The sequence below is a fragment of the Dysgonomonas sp. PF1-14 genome (assembly GCF_029892965.1).
Classification (GTDB): Bacteria; Bacteroidota; Bacteroidia; order Bacteroidales; family Dysgonomonadaceae; genus Dysgonomonas.
In genome coordinates, this window is record NZ_JARXWN010000003.1 from 92767 (window position 1) to 110398 (window position 17632).

21 protein-coding genes and 1 tRNA gene are annotated in these 17632 nt (G+C 38.8%); 19 read left to right on the plus strand and 3 right to left on the minus strand.

What is annotated here, in order from left to right; genetic code table 11:
* Positions 1 to 75: 75 nt before the first annotated feature.
* The 13 genes from M2448_RS04690 (at position 76) to M2448_RS04750 (ending at position 12718) form a co-directional block, all read left to right on the plus strand.
* A complete protein-coding gene (locus M2448_RS04690; RefSeq protein ID WP_280646688.1) occupies positions 76 to 4884 on the plus strand; it encodes a LamG-like jellyroll fold domain-containing protein in 4809 nt (1602 codons plus the stop codon).
* A 52-nt stretch (positions 4885 to 4936) separates the two neighbouring features.
* A complete protein-coding gene (locus tag M2448_RS04695) occupies positions 4937 to 5338 on the plus strand; it encodes a hypothetical protein (protein ID WP_280646689.1) in 402 nt (133 codons plus the stop codon).
* Entirely contained in the window at positions 5335 to 5568 is a 234-nt protein-coding gene (locus M2448_RS04700; protein ID WP_280646690.1) for a hypothetical protein, read from the plus strand. Before M2448_RS04695 ends, M2448_RS04700 begins: the two co-directional genes overlap by 4 nt.
* A gap of 96 nt (positions 5569 to 5664) precedes the next feature.
* The gene (locus M2448_RS04705) at positions 5665 to 7017 is read left to right on the plus strand and encodes a hypothetical protein (RefSeq protein WP_280646691.1); all 1353 of its coding nucleotides are present in this window, start codon (positions 5665 to 5667) and stop codon (positions 7015 to 7017) included.
* 40 nt (positions 7018 to 7057) lie between these two features.
* Positions 7058 to 7285: a hypothetical protein gene (locus M2448_RS04710; protein WP_280646692.1), complete on the plus strand. Its 228-nt coding sequence runs from the start codon at positions 7058 to 7060 to the stop codon at positions 7283 to 7285.
* Positions 7286 to 7343: 58 nt separating this feature from the next.
* Positions 7344 to 8408, plus strand: a complete 1065-nt coding sequence (locus tag M2448_RS04715) for a reverse transcriptase/maturase family protein (protein WP_280646693.1) — start codon at positions 7344 to 7346, stop codon at positions 8406 to 8408.
* Positions 8368 to 8802, plus strand: a complete 435-nt coding sequence (locus M2448_RS04720) for a hypothetical protein (RefSeq protein ID WP_280646694.1) — start codon at positions 8368 to 8370, stop codon at positions 8800 to 8802. The genes M2448_RS04715 and M2448_RS04720 overlap by 41 nt, the downstream gene beginning before the upstream one ends.
* Positions 8795 to 9190 carry a hypothetical protein gene (locus tag M2448_RS04725; protein WP_280646695.1) on the plus strand — a complete coding sequence of 132 codons (396 nt, stop codon included), beginning with the start codon at positions 8795 to 8797 and terminating at the stop codon, positions 9188 to 9190. Before M2448_RS04720 ends, M2448_RS04725 begins: the two co-directional genes overlap by 8 nt.
* Positions 9190 to 9669, plus strand: coding sequence for a phage holin family protein (locus M2448_RS04730; RefSeq protein ID WP_280646696.1), 480 nt, complete (start codon positions 9190 to 9192; stop codon positions 9667 to 9669). The genes M2448_RS04725 and M2448_RS04730 overlap by 1 nt, the downstream gene beginning before the upstream one ends.
* Complete coding sequence (locus tag M2448_RS04735; RefSeq protein WP_280646697.1) at positions 9653 to 10237, plus strand: N-acetylmuramoyl-L-alanine amidase; 585 nt, start codon at positions 9653 to 9655, stop codon at positions 10235 to 10237. Before M2448_RS04730 ends, M2448_RS04735 begins: the two co-directional genes overlap by 17 nt.
* The gene (locus tag M2448_RS04740) at positions 10234 to 10821 is read left to right on the plus strand and encodes a DUF6549 family protein (RefSeq protein WP_280646698.1); all 588 of its coding nucleotides are present in this window, start codon (positions 10234 to 10236) and stop codon (positions 10819 to 10821) included. The genes M2448_RS04735 and M2448_RS04740 overlap by 4 nt, the downstream gene beginning before the upstream one ends.
* Positions 10822 to 11161: 340 nt before the next feature.
* Positions 11162 to 11233: transfer RNA gene (locus M2448_RS04745), tRNA-Arg, on the plus strand.
* A 132-nt stretch (positions 11234 to 11365) separates the two neighbouring features.
* Positions 11366 to 12718 (plus strand): site-specific integrase, encoded by a 1353-nt coding sequence (locus M2448_RS04750; protein WP_280646699.1) that lies wholly within the window; start codon positions 11366 to 11368, stop codon positions 12716 to 12718.
* Here M2448_RS04750 and M2448_RS04755 read toward each other — a convergent pair.
* The 3 genes from M2448_RS04755 to M2448_RS04765 are packed head-to-tail and all read right to left on the minus strand — an operon-like array spanning position 12699 to position 13621.
* On the minus strand, positions 12699 to 12974 hold the full coding sequence (locus M2448_RS04755) for a hypothetical protein (RefSeq protein ID WP_280646700.1): 276 nt from the start codon (positions 12972 to 12974) through the stop codon (positions 12699 to 12701). The genes M2448_RS04750 and M2448_RS04755 overlap by 20 nt on opposite strands.
* The gene (locus M2448_RS04760; protein ID WP_280646701.1) at positions 12958 to 13176 is read right to left on the minus strand and encodes a hypothetical protein; all 219 of its coding nucleotides are present in this window, start codon (positions 13174 to 13176) and stop codon (positions 12958 to 12960) included. Before M2448_RS04760 ends, M2448_RS04755 begins: the two co-directional genes overlap by 17 nt.
* 1 nt (position 13177) lies before the next feature.
* Entirely contained in the window at positions 13178 to 13621 is a 444-nt protein-coding gene (locus M2448_RS04765) for a helix-turn-helix transcriptional regulator (RefSeq protein WP_280646702.1), read from the minus strand.
* A gap of 161 nt (positions 13622 to 13782) precedes the next feature.
* On the opposite strand from M2448_RS04765, the gene M2448_RS04770 reads away from it, so the two are divergent.
* The 6 genes from M2448_RS04770 (at position 13783) to M2448_RS04795 (ending at position 17627) form a co-directional block, all read left to right on the plus strand.
* A complete protein-coding gene (locus M2448_RS04770; protein ID WP_280646703.1) occupies positions 13783 to 14049 on the plus strand; it encodes a helix-turn-helix transcriptional regulator in 267 nt (88 codons plus the stop codon).
* A 4-nt stretch (positions 14050 to 14053) separates the two neighbouring features.
* Entirely contained in the window at positions 14054 to 14608 is a 555-nt protein-coding gene (locus M2448_RS04775; protein ID WP_280646704.1) for a helix-turn-helix transcriptional regulator, read from the plus strand.
* Positions 14609 to 14610: 2 nt separating this feature from the next.
* Positions 14611 to 14868: a hypothetical protein gene (locus M2448_RS04780; protein ID WP_280646705.1), complete on the plus strand. Its 258-nt coding sequence runs from the start codon at positions 14611 to 14613 to the stop codon at positions 14866 to 14868.
* A 135-nt stretch (positions 14869 to 15003) separates the two neighbouring features.
* Positions 15004 to 15336: a hypothetical protein gene (locus M2448_RS04785; protein WP_280646706.1), complete on the plus strand. Its 333-nt coding sequence runs from the start codon at positions 15004 to 15006 to the stop codon at positions 15334 to 15336.
* Between the two features lie 4 nt (positions 15337 to 15340).
* Positions 15341 to 15640, plus strand: coding sequence for a hypothetical protein (locus M2448_RS04790; RefSeq protein ID WP_280648034.1), 300 nt, complete (start codon positions 15341 to 15343; stop codon positions 15638 to 15640).
* 7 nt (positions 15641 to 15647) lie between these two features.
* The gene (locus M2448_RS04795) at positions 15648 to 17627 is read left to right on the plus strand and encodes an AAA family ATPase (protein WP_280646708.1); all 1980 of its coding nucleotides are present in this window, start codon (positions 15648 to 15650) and stop codon (positions 17625 to 17627) included.
* Positions 17628 to 17632 lie beyond the last annotated feature (5 nt).

Below are 17632 nucleotides of genomic sequence, written 5' to 3' on the forward strand. Positions count from 1 at the left end.
AATGGAACAAATGTAAATCTCTTTAGCAAACAGCCATTCTGTACCGTGTCCAGTGCGGTGCAGAATATTACTTTGATGGGTGATGATAACGTAAAGCTATCTATCAAGTCCACTCAGTTTTTGAGCTTTGCAAAAGGAGATAAGATCCTTGTTGATGGGCAGGAGTATTCTATTCGCACAAAAGTAAATAGAGAGATCCTGGCTGATAACATATATTCGTATGAGGCTGTTTTTTACGGTGTAATGTATGAGCTGATGAAAAGCCAGTACAGAAATACTGATGCAAACGGCAAATCAACCAAATCAACATTTGACCTAACATATTCATTAAAGGATTTTATCAAAGTAGTTATCTATAATGTGAATCGTGATTATCCTGGTATATGGAGATTCGATGAGGAAAACTGCCCTGATACTGAGCCTAAAACATTGCAATTTTCAAGAAAAAACTGCTTGCAAGTCTTACAAACTGCTTGTAAAGAGTGGAAATATGAGTTCAGGATAGTTCAAGAGGATGGCATTCGTACCATTCAGATTGGAAAGTTCGGCACAAAAATTACACCTCCAGGAGGAAAAGATTTTTTTGAATGGGGTAAAGGGAATGGGTTATTCAAGCTGAAAGAGCAAAAGGTAGATGATAAAAGCATTATCACCAGGCTTTGGGTTGAGGGTGGTACACAGAACCTCAGGAGCGACTATAGAGATTACTCGGATAGGCTACAGCTCCCATATCCTAAACGATTGAACCAAAGAGAACACACGCTATCAGATGGTACTGTTATCCCTCCACTAAGTGAATATATCGGAATTGACAATGATAACGACCGATACATGGAGGATCCCGACCTGAGAGATACCATAGGTAGCGATGAGGATACTGAGTATTATGATGCAATCTATCCTAAAAGAACAGGTGAGGTTACAGCTCTTGGATCTGATATTTATTCGTTTGTGGATAACACAATGGACTTTGATCTAAATGAAAAGGATTCGGAGGGCACTAAGTATCTGATAAATGGCGTTACTGCAAAACTAACTTTCATAACAGGAAAGCTGGCAGGGCAGCAATTTGAGTTAAAGGAAAAGGGAGGTTACAACCATTCTACAAAAACATTCTCTATTATAAAATATACCGATGAGAGGGGTTTGAGCATCCCTACAGAGGATAGTGAGGCTTTCCGTATAATGGTTGGAGATAAGTATAAGATAACGGATATTAATCTCCCCAAAAGCTATGAGGATAATGCTGAGGAGGATCTATGGTATGCTGGGTATGATGATTTCAAGGATCGGAAACAGATGCGTGCTCTGTATGTGCTTACCTTTGATCGCTCCTATTTTATAAATACTCTACCCTCTGATTCCAGAACCAAAGTATTTGATTGTGGGGATTATGTTCCTGTGAAAGATGAGAGGTTTAATCTGGAGAAAAATATTCGTATTCAGAAAATGAGCCGTAATCTATTGATAGATCACGACTATACATTAACTCTCTCTGATACCACTACTATATCAATTCAGACACAAACTGTACTGGATGTGATAGAGCATAACATCATCATTGACAATCATAGGCTGAGGGATCTGAACAAAGCCAGAAGGGGCTGGAGAACCACTGAGGAGCTTAGGAATATGGTGTATGATACTGATGGGTACTTTGACGTGGATAATATCAAGCCAAACAGTATAGATACCAATATGCTCACCGTTGGATCAAAATCTCAGCAGTTTGTTCTCATTGATACAATTTTACAGGCTAATGTGAATGGCTATCCTAACCGATTTGAGGCTACAGCAGGGATCTTGGCACATCTATCCATAAATGATACGATCATACGACAATGGAATATGTCTGCTGCCAGCGTTACCCTTTCGGAGGCTGGTGGGTATTATGTGTTTGCGAAATGTAGTAAGGATGGCAGCTCTGGAGTATATTATATCACTCAGGAACAGATCAAGGTTGAGCCAGTTAGCGATCCTAACAACTACTATTTTCAAGTTGGTATTATCGGATCATTGCATCCTGATGATGGCTTTAGAGACTTCACAACCACATACGGATTTACCAGGATAAACGGAAATACTATCACTACTGGAAAAATTGTAACTTCTGATGGTGAGTGCTACCTGGATCTGGATGGGAATAAGTTTAGGATCGGAGATGCTACCAGTTCTATTGATTGGAATGTAACAGCCAGGAACCAGCTCACACTTAAAAATGTGAAGCTACAAAGCGGTTCTGGAGATCTCTCTGATATTGGTGTGTATAGAGGTGTGTATAATTCAGCATACATCTACTATAGAGGTGATGAGGTAAGCTATACGGTCAATGGTGAAACTTGTACTTATCGCTACACTAACCCTACACCAGGTAAAGGGAATCCTCCCACAAACTCTGTTTACTGGTCGGTTGTGGCAAAAGGGCAATCTGGTAAAGATGGAGAAAACGGTGTTCCAGGAAAGGATGGTGTTGATGGAAAAACAACATATTTCCATATTAAATATTCAGCAGTAGGAAACCCTACAAGCTCCAGCCAAATGTCTGAGGTACCTAACACTTACATAGGTACTTATGTGGACTATACAGAGGCTGATAGCAATGATCCTAAAAAATACACATGGGCACGCTTTCAAGGACTGCAAGGAGAGGATGGTGAGAATGGTATCCCTGGGGTAAATGGTGAGAATGGAGAGACTTCTTATCTACATATAAAGTATAGTGATGATGGAGGCTTAACATTTACGGACAATAATGGGGAAACAGCAGGTAGTTGGATAGGTCAATATACCGATTTCAACATAAAGGATAGCGATCTTACAACAGCTTACACCTGGAGCCGAATTAAAGGAGAGGACGGAACTCCTGGATCCAGCGGTATAGATGGAGTGGATGGAGATTTCTATGAGTACAGATATGCAAAAAATACATCTGAAACCACTCCTCCTGCTTTAGATAAGAATGCAGATGTACCTACTGGGTGGAGCTTGAATATGCCCAGTGTATCCGATGGAGAGTACATTTGGAGTATCATATCTAAAAAGTCCAAAGTCCTGAATAGCTCTTTAATGTATTTGCCTGTTACCGATGCTGATTCGAGAACAATAGCAGATGCTTCTGGGAATGGGAATAATGCTACTCTTTCAGGATCAAATGTCGCTGCGATCAGTGATAGTGCCAGAGGGAAAGTGTTGAAGTTTGACGGTGTTAGTAATTGCATTGCTCCCCTGGAGCTTCCATTTGATTCTGATTTCACTTTGTGTATCTGGTTAAAGCCAAAATCATCCAAAATCAGCTGGATGGTGAACTGTACCAATGGTAGAGAGTATGTAGAGAATCATATAGAGGTAACAGCTAATAAGTGGGTTCATTTTACATTTAGAAAGAATGACAAAACAATAACCGTATTCAAAGATGGTGTTGAAATTAGCCGAAATTCGACTAATAACGATCATGTGGGCTTTTCTGTCTATGATGATAATATGTTTGGCACTTTTGCGGAAATGGATGAGATCCGATTGTTCAAAAGTGCTCTTTCAGCTGATCAGATAGAATCGGTTAAGGATGGATCCATTACATCCATGATTGAGAAGTGGAGCACACCTGTTAGAGTTAATGCCTGGGATGGTGATTACTTTGAATACAGGTATGCTAAGAATGGATCTACGACTACTCCTCCAGCATTGACTGCAACAGCGGTGAATCCCAGCGGATGGAGTACGACTATGCCCACTACTGGAGCACTGGAGTATCTTTGGTGTACCGTTGCTAAAAAATCAGCAGCTGGAGCATTAATGCAAAACTGGAGCACACCTGTTCGGATAAAAGGAGCTGATGGGGCAAAAGGTGATAAGGGTGATAAGGGAGAAAATCCTGTATTGGTGTTCAGGGGTATCTATGACAGCTCTAAAACTTATTATGGTACAAATAGCCGATTAGATGCTGTAAAATACAATGGTCAATATTATATAGCTCGTATTGATGGAGGAACCATAACAGGATCTGGCAAAGCTCCAACAAATACCACCTACTGGAATACATTTGGTGCTGAATTTGAAACAATAGCCACTAACTTATTGCTTGCTGAGGGTGCAAATATCGGGGATTGGTTTATGTCTGGCGGAAAGATTGTATCTACTCTCTCTGGTAGCAATAAAATTACCCTGGATGCTTCTATGGCTCGTATTTTTGTGGAATCAGTATCATCTGGAGGAGATCACTCTTTGATAACAGGATTAGGCTCTAAAATAACCATAGATGCTAATGGAGGTGTTGTAAGGGTTCAAGCTGCTACCTCTCCTGGTTATTCTACAGGAACTGCCTATATGTCTCCTACTGGCATATTTGCTAACCTGGCTGGTACGGATGCTATGCCAGCAAGTTCTGGTTATACTCACCGTGGAGCTATTGTAGGCTTAGGGTTCGCAAATGTGGCAAAAAACGCCTGGGCTACAAATGTGGTTGATACCATTGTAGCAGGAGTATATGGCAGGGCTTCAAACAATGGCACAGCTCCTGCTTACGGTGGATTCTTTTATGACTTATACGCAGGTGGTTTAACGCTTGGTAGAAAGGCTATAACAACAGCGAGTACATCCACTTATCTAAATTCCAGCGATACTCTGGTGATAGGATATACATCTAACAGTAATCAGATTGTTTATTTACCTACAAGTCCTAAAGAGGGGCAGATTGTGTTTTTCAAACAATGGTGGACTGGCTCAATGCGTGTATATCCACGTACAGGACAGGTTTTGTATGATGATAGCTCAGAGAATAGCTACTATGATGTTTCTGAGGGTCAAATGATGATAGCTGTATTCACTATTGGTTATGTGAATAGCGTAAAAAAAGAGGCTTGGTTAGTAAGTAGATTCAAATATTAGAGATATGATCGAATACGGATATATGGAAGATGGTTATCTAAGATCAAGGATCTTGGAGCCAGTTTCGGAAAGATTCATAGATACGGATGGTGAAAGTAAAACCAGGACAATATCTATAGAGGAACAAATTGCGATGTTGTCCGATTTTTGGAAACCTGTGGAGCTGATAGATGATGAAAAGCTAAAATGTGAGGATGGTTTTATTATTACTCCTATCCCATACGATGCTGGAGATCATATAAGCTACAAGTATCATAAAAAAGCGGATATGCAAGAGGTAAGGCGTGAAATCTCCCTACTGAAAGAGCAACTATCAAATGGTGATTATAAGATAGTGAAATGCTATGAGGCTAACCTACTTGGTGAGCAACTGCCTTATGATATGGCTAAACTTCATGCTGAGAGAGATGAGATAAGAAACCGAATAAATGAATTAGAAAAATTATTGCAATGAAATGGATGAAAGAAAGTAACCGAATGAAGCATTTTTTATATGCTATTCCCTGTAGTTTGTTATTTACATTTTTCTTTTCGGCTGGGCTTGCTGCTGGAATGGAATTTAAAGACAAAACCTGGGGAGGTAAATGGGATTGGTTGGATCTGACTGCTACCTTAATGGGAGGCTTGGTAGGTCAAATCATACAGATATTGCTTATCTTAATGATTAAGCATCTATGTTTTTAAATAAAAGTGTGTTTGTCAGACACATTAAATAGTTATCTTTGCAGTATTAACTTAGTGAATATAATATGATTTCGTTAAATATAAACAGTTACAGTTATGGGATTACTTTTAGGAAGTGGCTCAACTAAGCCACAATACCCCTATGATATGTGGTATGGCGTACAAGGGGATTTTACCAGCAGGGATTATAAACTTACTCGTGTTGGTAATTTGGATTTACATAAGACTTTGCCCATTCAAAAGAAAATCAAGCGGTTTGTAGAAAACCCTGATGGTTCGGTAAAGTATTATTTGCATCAAAACGATAGCCGTAAAAAGGAGAGTGGAGCTGCTGCTATCCTTGATAGTACGGATGGAAATGTAATGCTTGAAAAGCCTGAGTATTATTTCCGCTTGGAGATTGATGGAACAAAATGGCTACGTGCGTGGTCTGAGTATCCGCTGCCTGGCTTTACTAAGATGGAAAGAAAATCTATTTCTCCATGGTATGCAACTATTGATATAACAAACAGCGTTGCTGTTTCTGGTTGCTGGCTTACATGGGCTGGGGATAATATCGCTCGTGATGCAAATGGCATTGTGATATTGACAGCTAACGCTGCTCAATTCAGAGGTGGATCTGGAGCTGGTGATGCTGCCAAAGATGGCACATATAATTCTCAGCTTGGTATGGCACGAACATCTATCTCTAAGGCTGGAGTTCGTCCGTTGTGCAAAAATGGTACTCATCATGGAGCTTACAGAGCTTACAATGAGTTAGCCTGGTTACAGCGGTGTGAATATGCCTCTCTCCATTGCCAGGACACATATAATGAAACTCTCACTTCTGAGGGCTACAAACAGGGTGGTTTAGGATCTGGCAGTGTTGTGGCTGGAGGAGAATGGAATACATGGGGAGCTTATAAGCCTTTTGTTCCTTGTGGTACAACTGCTACACTCGGAAACAACACAGGTAAGGTAGCCTACACTATCAAAGGATGGACTGGTGGAGATAAAACCGTTCAGGTAACATCATACAGAGGCTTGGAGGTTCCATTTGAGTATTTGTATATGTTGGCTGATGATGTACTTATTTATCATGGAGCGGATAGATCAACGGCTTATGTGTGTGAGGATCCATCCAAATTTACATCACACTCTGATAGTTCTACAGCAGTTCCTGTAGGATATGATCCTATCTCCGATCTGCCACGAACAAATGGTTATATCCTCCAGCTTACACATTCAGCTAAAACATACTCATTCCCTGAGACTGTTGGAGGTGCTGCTAATGCTGGAGGATGTGATTACTATTATCAACCTGTTACTGATGGTGGTTCAGGCTGGTATGGTGCCCTGTTGTCTGCTAATGCGTCTTCTGGGGCGAGTGCTGGGTTCGGTTTCCTGAACACGCTTAATCGCTCCTCGTACTCGTATGCGTACGTCGGGTTCCGCTTGTGCCGTTTTTAACGGGGGCACGGACGGCACTGCAAAAACGATAATTGAAATAATGAAAATAAAAGGTTGCAACGGTCATGGTGCCCTGTTGTCTGCTAATGCGAATAATGGGGCGAATGCTGGGTTCGGTATCCTGAACACGAATAATCGCTCCTCGAACTCGAATGCGAACATTGGGTTCCGCTTTTACCGTTACAGGTTTTCCTTGAAAAAGAAAAGAAAATCAGACCGTTGTAACCATGCCTCACAGAGACTACTTGTAGTCGGCAAAATAATATGAATTAGATCGGTGTGAGTAAGGAATTGAAAGCTCTGATATAAACCAACGGCACATTTATATGGATGAGTTGTATTTTAAAGATAGTAAACGATTAAAGAATATTTATCCATTAGTTTATGAAACATCTAATTTGGTAAGATCACAGTATAATGCACAAAAAGGAAAGGGCGTAAGAAAGGAAATAACCCGATTCAATAGCAATATCTGTGAAAACTTAGCCCACATATATGATATATTGGAAACTGAGAGCTACATACCTGGTGATTATCGTGTTAAAATCATCCAGGATCCCAAAGAGAGAACAATAATGATAGCTCCGTTTTTCCCTGATCGGATCATTCACCATTGTATCATAAATGTTTTAGGCAATGTTTGGACTAAAGTTTTTATCCCTCAAACATACGCTTGTATCAAGGGGCGTGGAACCCATAAGTGTATGGAGGATATTCACAAAGCTCTGATAAGAGATAAGAAAGGTACTAAATACTGCCTAAAGATTGACATAAAGAAATTTTACGATAATGTAGATCACTCAGTTCTTAAAAAGATCATCCGCTATAGAATAGCTGATGAACAAATGCTGAGGCTGTTGGACAAAGTTATAGATAGTAACGGTAGCGATAAGGGATTGCCTATAGGCAATTTTACAAGCCAGTACCTGGCTAATTTGTATTTAGCATACTTCGATCACTGGATCAAAGAGAATCTAAGGGTAAAGTATTATTTCAGGTACATGGATGATATTGTTATTCTGCACCAAAGCAAAGAGTTCCTACATGAACTACTTGATAAGATGGGGCTTTACCTTGGTGCTGAGTTAAAACTGGAGATAAAACAAAACTGGCAGATTTTCCCAGTTGATTCTCGTGGAATTGATTATGTAGGATTCAAACAAAACCATTACGGAATCCTACTAAGAAAAGGGATTTTAACAAGATTCTACAAGAAATACAACCGTGTGAGGAAACAGTATAACATCTCCGATGAGACAGTAATTAAACACCTCTTTCCGTCTGAATATGGCTGGATAATCAGATGCTCTGAGGAACATAGTAAATTCATAATTAAAAATTGTATCGACAATGGAAAAGCAAAATGTATTAACTATCGGGCTGCTGGCTGATGAAAAGCCTGAGGTGTTCTTTGACTTATATAATGGGCAGGGAACTATTCTATATAACCATAACATTAAAGAGGTTCTGGTTATCAAGGATGAGGATGGAGGAACAGTAATAACAACTGACAGCAAGAAATCAAACGGTAAGATGTTTCAGTATGATAGTGTTCGGGTGGACTATCCGAAAACTGGAGATAACATCTTTAGCACGTTGATCACTGCAAAATATCCACCAGCAACAGAAAGCAAATTGCTCAATGAGTATCAATCTGCTGTAATGGGATTGCTGGACAAAAGCCGTAAAAAGCCGTATGAAAATTTCCTCAAAGATCGTTTAGCAATTCGTGAGCAGATTGAGGCTGATTGTGAAACCTCTAACATCCCTATGGAGCATGAATAATATAGTCGATTTTGAAGATGATCCTATTATTGGATCTGCTGATGGAGATGATTTGTTTGATTGTGAATATTCAAGTGTTGATGCACTGATAAATGAGGTTATTGTTTTTACAGGAGTAAAGACAGATGTTCAAACTGAAAATGGTTTGCGAACACTTGTAGCCTTTGGAGAGGGATCTGCACGCTCAGCATTTTTCACAGAAAGCAAAAGATTAAAGGATGTTGTTTGTAATCCTGATCGGGTGTTTCCGTTTCGTGCTATAATTAAAGTGGTTCGATTCGGCAATAACACAGGATTCAAATTCTTTTCTCCCAGCAGTCCTATCACTCAACAGGACAAAGAAAATTTCGATTATTATAAACGTAACAAATATAAAAGAAATAGATAATGGGAGAGGTTTTTCAAGGTGCAGAAAATATGCTAATGATCGTTGTGTTAGCCTGTATTATTGTTTTTATAGCAATGTGTGTAGATCTTGTTAGTGGTTTGCATAAGGCTAAGCAACGCAAAGAGATCCGTAGCAGTTACGGATTAAAGCGATCTCTAAGTAAGTTTATCATGTATGAGGGCGGTATGCTAATAGCTTGTGGAGTAGATATATTGATCCACGTTTGCAAGCTGTTAAAGGTATTCCATTTGGATATTATCTATGGGATCCCGATTATCACCTGTTTACTTGGTATCTTTTTACTGGTGGTAGAGTTTGTGAGTGTGCGAGAAAAAGCAGACGATAAAACAAAAACAGAAATTTCCAGGGTGGAGCAATTAGCAGCTAAAATGGTTAATAAGGATGAGCTGGTAGGTGCTCTTACTCAGGCGATAATCAACGCTGGCAAAGGAGGTAATAGTGATGAAAGTTCTGATTGACAACGGACACGGTGTAAATACACCTGGTAAACGCTCTCCAGATGGTTCTCTGAGAGAGTACCTGTATGCAAGAGAAATAGCTGATAGAGTGGTATCCGAGTTGAAAAACAGTGGTATTGATGCTGAGCGTATTGTTAAGGAGGATGTTGATATATCTATCTCTGAGCGGTGTAAACGTGCGAATGCCATTTACAAAGCAACAGGAAAGAAAGCTATACTGATCTCTGTTCACTGCAATGCTGCTGGAAATGGATCCAGCTGGATGAATGCACGAGGCTGGAGTGTTCATGTTTCAACCAACGCCTCCAAAAAGAGTAAGGAGCTGGCTACTTGCTTTGCTAATATCGCTATGAGTATGGGGTTAAAGGTTCGTAAACCATTACCGAATCAACCCTACTGGGTGCAAAACCTTGGTATTTGTCGTGATACGAATTGTCCAGCTATTTTAGTTGAGAATTTTTTTATGGATAACAAACAGGATTGTGAGTTTCTTCTTTCTCCAGAGGGTAGAGATCAGATCGTGGATCTACACGTAAATGCAATCCTCAAATACATCAAAGGAGTATGAATAAATATCTAATTTCAGCAATAGCTGTATTATTTCTGGCTGTAGGGCTATTGTCCTGGCAGTTGGATAGAACGAAAACAGAGAAAAAGCGACTATCAAGCAATCAGGAGGCTTTGCTTTCTGATATTGAATTTTATAAAACAGAGGCTGGAGATAATGCTGCATCAGTTCAACGGCTGGAGCTTTCAAAATCGGAGCTGGAAAAGCATTGTGAGGATCTTACCCAAACAGTAAAGGATCTCAATCTTAAAGTTAAGCGGATCCAGGCAGCATCCACTACTGTTACCAAAACAGAGTATAAGATTCAAACGGTTGTAAAGGATAGTATAATTTATCGTGATGTTCCTGTGATTGTTCAATCCATAGTGTATAAGGATCCTTGGATAGATATAGATGGGGTTATTGATAGCTCTATGTTCTCTGGTAACATTAGTACCAGAGATACCTTAGTTCAAGTGATTCACCGAGTGCCTAAAAAGTTTTGGTTTATAAAGTACGGAACAAAAGCAATAAAACAGGAGGTGGTGAGTAAGAATCCTCATAGTAATATTGTGTTCACTGAATACATCGAATTGAAAAAATAATTTTTCTTCATATATTTTTGTAGATCGGAACTGTCTTAGCTGTGAAGCTGGGGCAGTTTTTATATTTGCTATTTTATTTGTAATTTTGCATTACCGATAATCAAAATCGGTGTTGCATTAGAGAGATCCCTTTTTGCTTTCGGGTATTGGGGATCTCCTATTTTTAGTAAAAGTTCTACAATAGTTCTACGAAAAATAGAAAATCAAATGTAACTTATTGAATATCAGAGATAGAATAGAAGTTTCCTAAACATGCGCAAAACTAAGAGGCTGTAAAAGTAGATAGATTTTTTGGAGAGGTAAAATTTAGCATTAAAATAAGATTTAAAAAATGGCGTAAGCCCCTGTAGTTCAACGGATAGAATAAGAATTTCCTAAATTTTAGATAGCAGTTCGATTCTGCTCGGGGGTACACAAAGAGAGCTAACTTTCAAAAGTTGGCTCTTTTCGTTTCAGCACTTTTGTTGCTATAAACGTATTTTTGCTGGCAATTGTGGTTCAATTGTGGTTCGTGGTTCAATCCGAGCCAAATAAAAGTAAAGGTATGGCAACAACATTTAAGGCGGTGGTATTCCAACACCATAAAAAACAAGATGGTACATATAACGTTAAAATCCGTGTTACCCATAATCGGCAAAGGCGGTTACTGGCAACAAACATTTTTGTTACTAAGGAGGATTTAACCAGAGGCTTAAAAATAAAATCCCAGAATATACTTGATAATACCAAAGCCATTATTGATGGCTATATGCGTATTACAGCTACCATTAGCATACAGGTAGCTAAAGATATGAACGTAGATGATGTATTAAAATACATAGATACCTACCAAGCTAATAATAAGGTATTCAAGTTGGATTTTATCAGCTATGCCGAAAAAATAACTAAGGAGCTGGAGGATACAGGGCGCAAAGGGAATAGCTTAATGTATAAAACTGTAGCCAATAGCTTAAAATGCTTTTTGGGCTATGATACAATTGATATTTCAGAGATAAATGTACAATTCTTAAATGACTACTGCCAGTGGTTAAAAACCAAGCCAGCACGCAAAAACAGACCAGATAAGGATACTGGCAGGCGTATGCCCTCCCTTTATTTATCCACAATCAGAGCTATACATAATAGGGCAAAATCAGAGTTTAACGATGAAGATGCTGGGATAATTAACATACCATTATCACCTTTCAAAAAGTTCAAAATACCAGCAGTACCAGTAAGTAGAAAAAGAGCATTAACTAAGGAGCAATTTACAAAGCTAATCAGCCACCCATACGAGTTGGTAATGTATAGAGGCTTTAATAGGATGAATTTGGCAAAAGATGTTTTTTTGTTATCATTCGGGCTAATGGGTATGAATGCAGTTGATTTATTTGAGTGTACAAATTATGAGGGTGGTTATTTAAACTATAACCGAACAAAAACCAAAAACAGGCGTGCGGATGCTGCACGTATGGTAGTAAAAGTGCATCCAGAGTTAATGCCATTATTTGAGAAATACAGAGATAAAAAAGGGAAAAGGGTATTCTGTTTTTACCAATATTATTCGGATGCAAATACATTTTCAGCTGCAATAAATAAAGGGCTAAAAAAGATTGGCGAAAAAATAGGGATAGCTGATTTTGAATTTTATGCAGCACGACATACATGGGCAACTCTGGCAACTAATAAAGTCGGTATTGCAAAAGATTTGGTGCATGAGGCATTAAACCATGTAGATGATAAAATGCGCATAACCGACATTTATATAGAAAAAGACTGGAGGCGTATTGATGATGCCAATAAACAAATGCTGGAATATGTTGGGTTTAGCAAGGTAAATATTAAGGAGGAGATATACCAACGGAAGTTTAATAAACACCTCCCAAAAAGAGAGCACCCTATTTTTTCAGAGGAGTAATATCCTTATTAAACATATTCCCTTTGCCAGTAAGTAGCCAAAGTGCATTTATATTAAATTCTTTAACCAGAGGTACAAGCCAATAAAGTTGCAAGAGGTTTGCATCTAAATCTTTTTCTTGTTTGTAGAAATTCCTTTTATCAATATTAGCCAGAGTACAGTATGTTTGCCGACCTCTAATAACTCTGGATTCCATCAGCATTTTTATTGCTTCATAAAAACGCTTGGTTATCTCTACATTAATTGGATTTTGCATAAGCTAAACGTTTAATTTGCATCAAATCTGATTTAAGTAACTCCAGTGCGCTGTATTCCTCATTATCCACTATTGCCTTATCAATGTGTTTTTCAATAGCCAGTATGGCACTGTTAAGCTCATCGGCTGACATAGAGCCAGTACTTACCCACTCCTCAATAGCCTTTTTAAGAGCATCTATAACTATTCTATTGCAGTCCATATTATTTTTCTTGCCCCTCCAGCTGGGCTATTTTTTGTTTAAGAGTACCAATCTCCCTATTTAACTCCTCTATCATCATATCTTTACGTTGTAGCTCTGCATCTTTCTCTTTCACAATGCTTGCAGGGTATAATTCCCCTTTGCTTATCATAGTCATTAATTGCTGGTAAAAAACATCAGCCCCCTCATTTACGACTTTTTTTGCCGTATCCATTTCTATCTGCTCATCTTTGAGCATCATATTTCCAATGCCAGTCATTAACCATGCAGGGTTAAGCCCAAAGCACTCCGACCACTTAGCAGCCGTTTTTTTACCAAACGATCTATGGTTAAGTAGTTTCTGTACAGTCTGTTGAGTAGAGCCAGTAAGTTCTGCAATTTGAACCTGTGTGATTTTCCGCTCTTTGAAAAAATCTTTTAATTTTTTTCTTTCTGTATCATCCATTGTTTCAGCACGTTATAAATTAGTCATTAAAATAAGCCAAAAAAAGGCGTATAAATATTTGGATATAAGACTAAAATAGGCTTATATTTGCATCGTTATAACGTTATAACATGACAAAGATAGTTATAAAAAGGAGTATTAACACCTAAAAATGTAGCAAAATGGAAAATATGACCGTAAAGGACTATACACAGGAAGAAAAAGAGCCCAAGAGCTTTAGTGAGGTGTATAACGGACTACCCGAGCGGACTAAGGCACCCAAACAGGCATTTGTTGAGCGCATTGCTGAATTGTGCATGTGCTCACAGCAAACAGTAAGAATGTGGATTCAAGGTAAGCAACGCCCAGATGCACTAAAGCAAAAACTTATAAGTGAAGAATTGGGCATACCACAAGACGAGTTATTTCCAACACCAGTAACAGAGTAGTAAGATGAAACCCACAGAGTTTTACAATACACCAGAGGGGCAAGTAACATTGCGAGCTATGGGAGAGCCAGAAAGGCAACTCACAGAGAACGACAGGGAGTTTATAGAGCAGTTTCTATATGTATTGCGTGAATATTACCCAGAGGCATTTGATGCTCTTATGGAGGTTTACAGCGTAAATATAAATAATAAGAGGTATCGTGATTTTCTGGCTGTACGCAGATTTATTAAATGCAACTTCGGCTTGTATGATAACCAAATAGATGTTGATGAGAACTGGAATTTTAAGTTTGAGTTCTTATGCTGCCCACTACACGGAGAATGTAAATACGATGGGGTTATATGTAAACCTAAATTTTGCTCAAAATTGAGTGATAGGCAGCTGGAGGTAATGCGTATGTGTTACGAGGGTAAAAAGGATAATGAGATAGCCGATGCTCTTTTTATAAGCCTTAATACTGTAGCAAACCACCGTAAAGCCAGTTTCAAAAAAGTAGGAGTACATGATATGGCTGAATTTATGCGATACGCATACAATAATAATTTATTCAAGTTTTGATTATGGGAACACGTGCAACAATAGCAAAAAACAATGCAGCAGCATTAATGGCACTGGATTATGAAACCCATCATTGCCATGCACAAAACCAGATGATTTTTGATTTTGGGAAAGGAAACAAAATCGTAGTAGACAGAAAAACACAAAAGGCTTATAAAATCTGGAGAAACGAGCCTAAAGACAGCTTTAGTATTAAAGATATGCCTATACAAGAGTTTGAGAGTATAATTATAGCATTTGGCAACCAAATACCAGTGTAACTATGTGGGCTATAATTATATCATTCTCATTTTTAACACTCGCTTTACTCCTTGTTATAATCATTCTACTGTGCTACATAAAAGACGTACACAAAACAGTAGATGGATTGTATAACGAATTACAAAATGTAAAGTATGGAAAATGAATTGTACAAAATCCGCTCGTTTTTAATCGGGGTTGCAGAGAGCGGTGCAGCACGTGTGTTGAAAGATTACAACCCAAAGGGTGACAGATTAACCCAGAGGCAAGCATTTGAGTTTTTTAAGCAGAGAGACACACAATTTGGAGGCGAATTTACGCACGGAGAGGCGTGGGTAAGGCGAATGGTTGAAGAGGGGCATTTACACCCTGTAAGGCTCGGAAAGGCTAAGAATAGCCCACTATACTACAGCAAAGCAGAATTATTGGCAGTGAGAGCTGCATGCGATGCATACGAGATGGGAATATTTAACGGTACTAAACTGTAAAACAATGAGTAAACAACAAAATTCGGTAGAAATGAGCGAAAAGGATTTAGAAAACATAGGATTCATTTTCTGCGAGCACAAAGGAAGAGAGGCATACCACTATTTTGGTAAAAATAGGGTATTCATGGCATACATAGAAAGGAATAATGCAAAGCCTTATTATGCTGCTGTTTACAAAGTTTGTGATGTAATGCAATTTGATAATCCAAACGACCCTAGAAATGGCAAATATGCTCAATCATGGCTTACGGATGAACAAAATATTGAAAAATTAAAAAGATGCCTTGCAATAAACGATAAATAATAAAACTATGGTTATTCGATTTTTAAGATTAAAGATGCTCAATTTTAAGGGCGTGCTGGGAGAAAGGGAGATAATATTTAATCCTCAATTAACCCAGATATTAGGTGCAAATCGCACAGGTAAAACAACTATCCCAGATGCAGCCTTATGGTGTTTATTTGGTAGAAACAGCGAGGATAAAGCGGATTTTGGTATTAAAACACGTGATAAAAATGGTGCATTCATTCCAGAGTTATCGCATGAGGTTGAGCTATTTATAGAAGTGGACGGCAAAGAGGTAAGCCTAAAACGTTGCTGGGTTGAAAAATGGAGTAAGCCAAAACAGCAAGAGGATAAAGTATTAACTGGGCATACAACCAATTATTTTGTAGATGGTAATAAATATACCGAAACAGAATATAAAGAATATATTGAGAGCCTTTGCCCAGAGAGCCTGTTTAGAGTAATTACAAACCCTGCATTTTTCCCAAGTTTGGAGGCTGGCAAACAACGTGCTTTGCTTACTAAAATGGTTGGAGAGGTAAGCAATGAAATGATTGCAGAGGGTAAGCCAGAATTTATGGCTATGCTGGAAGAGCTGGATGGGCGTACATTGGAGGCTTTTTTGCAACACCTATCCTATAAGAAAAAAGGGGTAAAGGATGAGTTGGATAGAATACCTATACGCATTAAGGAGCAAAAAGACGAGATAGTAAAAATTACTCCAGAGGATACCAGCTGGGAAAAGCTGGAGGGTGATATAACGGCTGCTGAAAATGCCATTGAGCGCATTGATGAAGAGGTTGCAGACCGTAGCAAAACTTTGGATACAGACTATGAGGCAAAAGCTACCGAGCGGAATGCAATTAACAAATTGCGAGAAAAAGTACAAAGCATTGAGTTTGAAGCACGCCAAACATACAACAATGCCAGCCGTAACAGAACCAATGCTATCCGAGAAGCCGAAAACTCTCTACAGGACACAGAAAGAGAGATTAATACCCAGAAAGGCAGAAAAGAGAGTGCAGAACGTGCGCTAAATAGCCTAGAGCAAGAAAAGGCTGATTTTCGTAACCGTTGGCAACTAGTGAACGATGAGGAGTTTATTATTAATGATAATGAGCTTATTTGCCCTACCTGCAAACGTAGGCTGGAGGAAACAGATGTGCAAGAGAAATCTAGCACTATGGAGGAGAATTTTAACCGTACCAAATCGGGTAAAATAGAGGCTCTGGAGATTGAAGCTGAACAGCTTAAAAAACGTGGCAATGGCTATAACGATACTATAGCCGAATGCAACAAAAAAATCCAAGAACTAGAGAACCTGCTACCTGCCAAAAAACAAGCTGTAGCTGATGCAAAAGCCATTGAGTTGCAAAGCGAGGAAAGTATATTGCAAGGTAACACAGAACTGGTAGAACTAAAAAAAGAGATTGAAACACGCACAACTGCACTGGATACCCCAAATGCTGCCAGTGAGGAGGTGCAAACTGGCATTAACGCTCTAAAGGGAGATAAAAAACAGCTTCAAGATAAGGTTGATAGCCTTAAAAAGCAACTTTATGTACGTGAAACTATTGCAAACAAAAACGCACGTATCAAAGAGCTGGAGGGGCAAGAAAAAACTCTTAACCAGCAACTATCCGAGCTTGAAAAGAAAGAATACACTGCACAGGAGTTTACCAAAGCTCACATTGTAGAGCTGGAGGGTAAAGTTAATGCTCTTTTCCTAAATGTACGTTTTACCATGTTCGACCACAAGTTAAATGGAGCTCTAAAGCCTATTTGTGAGTGTACGGTGGGCGGTGTACCCTACAGTGATCTAAATAATGCAGACCGCATTAATGCTGGTATAGATATAATCAATGCGATTTGCCGATTTAACAACGTATATGCTCCATGCTTCATAGATAATGCAGAGAGTATTAACGATGTAATGCCTATGGATAGCCAAGCTATTCACCTTATTGTGAGCAGAGATAAAGAGCTAGTAATAATCAACAATTAATTAGT

Excerpts from the sequence above, each read along its gene's own strand:
- M2448_RS04715 (WP_280646693.1), top strand. The coding sequence starts at position 7,344 with ATGGATGAGTTGTATTTTAAAGATAGTAAACGATTAAAGAATATTTAT.
- M2448_RS04705 (WP_280646691.1), top strand. The coding sequence starts at position 5,665 with ATGGGATTACTTTTAGGAAGTGGCTCAACTAAGCCACAATACCCCTAT.
- M2448_RS04765 (WP_280646702.1), bottom strand. The coding sequence starts at position 13,621 with ATGGATGATACAGAAAGAAAAAAATTAAAAGATTTTTTCAAAGAGCGG.
- M2448_RS04795 (WP_280646708.1), top strand. The coding sequence starts at position 15,648 with ATGGTTATTCGATTTTTAAGATTAAAGATGCTCAATTTTAAGGGCGTG.
- M2448_RS04755 (WP_280646700.1), bottom strand. The coding sequence starts at position 12,974 with ATGCAAAATCCAATTAATGTAGAGATAACCAAGCGTTTTTATGAAGCA.
- M2448_RS04790 (WP_280648034.1), top strand. The coding sequence starts at position 15,341 with ATGAGTAAACAACAAAATTCGGTAGAAATGAGCGAAAAGGATTTAGAA.
- M2448_RS04710 (WP_280646692.1), top strand. The coding sequence starts at position 7,058 with ATGAAAATAAAAGGTTGCAACGGTCATGGTGCCCTGTTGTCTGCTAAT.
- M2448_RS04740 (WP_280646698.1), top strand. The coding sequence starts at position 10,234 with ATGAATAAATATCTAATTTCAGCAATAGCTGTATTATTTCTGGCTGTA.
- M2448_RS04700 (WP_280646690.1), top strand. The coding sequence starts at position 5,335 with ATGAAATGGATGAAAGAAAGTAACCGAATGAAGCATTTTTTATATGCT.
- M2448_RS04690 (WP_280646688.1), top strand. The coding sequence starts at position 76 with ATGGGTGATGATAACGTAAAGCTATCTATCAAGTCCACTCAGTTTTTG.
- M2448_RS04720 (WP_280646694.1), top strand. The coding sequence starts at position 8,368 with ATGGAAAAGCAAAATGTATTAACTATCGGGCTGCTGGCTGATGAAAAG.
- M2448_RS04785 (WP_280646706.1), top strand. The coding sequence starts at position 15,004 with ATGGAAAATGAATTGTACAAAATCCGCTCGTTTTTAATCGGGGTTGCA.
- M2448_RS04725 (WP_280646695.1), top strand. The coding sequence starts at position 8,795 with ATGAATAATATAGTCGATTTTGAAGATGATCCTATTATTGGATCTGCT.
- M2448_RS04770 (WP_280646703.1), top strand. The coding sequence starts at position 13,783 with ATGGAAAATATGACCGTAAAGGACTATACACAGGAAGAAAAAGAGCCC.
- M2448_RS04735 (WP_280646697.1), top strand. The coding sequence starts at position 9,653 with ATGAAAGTTCTGATTGACAACGGACACGGTGTAAATACACCTGGTAAA.
- M2448_RS04760 (WP_280646701.1), bottom strand. The coding sequence starts at position 13,176 with ATGGACTGCAATAGAATAGTTATAGATGCTCTTAAAAAGGCTATTGAG.
- M2448_RS04775 (WP_280646704.1), top strand. The coding sequence starts at position 14,054 with ATGAAACCCACAGAGTTTTACAATACACCAGAGGGGCAAGTAACATTG.
- M2448_RS04730 (WP_280646696.1), top strand. The coding sequence starts at position 9,190 with ATGGGAGAGGTTTTTCAAGGTGCAGAAAATATGCTAATGATCGTTGTG.
- M2448_RS04780 (WP_280646705.1), top strand. The coding sequence starts at position 14,611 with ATGGGAACACGTGCAACAATAGCAAAAAACAATGCAGCAGCATTAATG.
- M2448_RS04750 (WP_280646699.1), top strand. The coding sequence starts at position 11,366 with ATGGCAACAACATTTAAGGCGGTGGTATTCCAACACCATAAAAAACAA.